This window comes from Globicatella sp. HMSC072A10, assembly GCF_001811625.1.
GTDB lineage: Bacteria > Bacillota > Bacilli > Lactobacillales > Aerococcaceae > Globicatella > Globicatella sanguinis.
Genome location: NZ_KV805724.1, coordinates 1 through 1,746, shown reverse-complemented (window position 1 = coordinate 1,746; position 1,746 = coordinate 1). Strand labels below are relative to the sequence as shown.

Below are 1,746 nucleotides of genomic sequence, written 5' to 3'. Positions count from 1 at the left end.
AGGATGGTGATAATATGCGTGTGAAAACTGTAAAATCTACTAAAGGCTCTATTTCTTATTCGATTATTCGAGATATTACGAAGCCGGATGGCAAGCGTTCTACAGAAATTGTTCAAAACTTAGGCAATCATGAAACACTTCAACAGCTATGCCCTGAGATGGCACCCATGGACTACGCCAGAAAAATCGCCCGTGAATTGAGCGAAGCAGAGGCCAAAGGGAAAGTGACTGTGGTGAAAGAATTTGATAGCGAACGCTTAATCGAGCGCGATAACCAAAATGGGTATGATATTGGTTACCTGTTTATCGATAAGTTATTTTATGAGTTGAAGTTGGATCGTGTTTGCACGCAAATCGCTCAACAGTCTCGCATAACATTTGACTTAGGTCAGGTGCTCAAAACCTTAGTATCCACTCGCATTTTATATCCAAGTTCTAAGCGACATTCTTTACAGTTAAGCAAGTCTTACCTCACACCGCCTTCGTTGGAACTCCAACATATTTATCGAGGATTGGACGTCCTCGCAGAGCACAGCGAACGTATTCAAGAAGCAGTCTATAAAAACAGTGCGGCGTTAATCGAACGTGACACACGCGTTTTGTATTATGATTGCACCAATTTCTTCTTCGAAATAGAGGAAGAAGATGACTTGCGTAAATATGGTAAGAGTAAAGAGAATCGCCCCAATCCGATTGTGCAGATGGGTTTATTCATGGATGGTTCTGGCTTACCCCTAGCCTATACGATGTTCGCAGGAAGTAATAATGAACAGCCCTCACTTAAACCACTTGAGAAACGCGTCATCCGCGACTTCAATCTATCTGAACTTGTTGTTTGCACAGATGCGGGGCTTAGTTCCAATGCCAATCGTCGTTTCAATAACACCCACAGTCGTCGGTATGTCACGACTCAGTCACTCAAGAAGTTTCGCAAACCATTGAAAGAATGGGCACTCGATAAAACGGGTTGGCAGTTAGCTCATACACAACCTGGGGACCCCGACCACCGTAAACTATTCAATCTTGATGAAATCGATCTGGATGACCGAACGAAAACCTACTACAAAGAGCGATGGGAGCCCGCTGAACGGACTACGGAAGAAAAGAAACAGGACATTCGTCCGCTAGAAGAGCGGTACATCGTCACTTTTTCGCCTAAGTATAAAGCCTACCAAGCGACCATCCGCGAACGTCAAATCGATCGTGCCCTTAAAAAGCTCGATCAAAAAGAACCCTTGAAAACAAACAATCCGCATTCACCGGATCGTTTTATCAAACGTTCTTCAGCGACAGCGGAAGGAGAATTAGCGAAAGATTATTATGCACTAGATCAATCGGTGATTGACAAAGAAGCGCAATATGATGGTTTTTACTGTGTCGCAACAAATCTGGAGACAGAAGTAGAAGATATTATTGCGGTCAATCAGCGACGTTGGGAAATTGAAGAAAGTTTTAAAATCATGAAGACAGAGTTCAAGAGCCGCCCCATCTATCTAAGCAAAGAAAATCGGATTAAAGCGCATTTCTTGACCTGCTTCTTATCCCTACTGATTTTTAGAATGCTTGAAAAAAGAATGAATAGTCAACATACTATTTGTGAGATTATTCAAGCGCTGCGCGGTATGAAGCTGACCAAACTGACTGAAGATAACTTTCTACCTCACTACACACGCACCCACGTGACAGATAGTATTCATCAAGCAAGTGGTTTTCGCACAGACTACCAGTTATTGACTAAAAAGAAAT

1 protein-coding gene is annotated in these 1,746 nt (G+C 42.6%); it reads left to right on the top strand.

The window, feature by feature from the left end:
• Positions 1-14 precede the first annotated feature (14 nt).
• A partial coding sequence (locus tag HMPREF2811_RS11750; protein ID WP_141749266.1) for an IS1634 family transposase occupies positions 15-1,746 on the top strand: 1,732 nt, incomplete at its 3' end.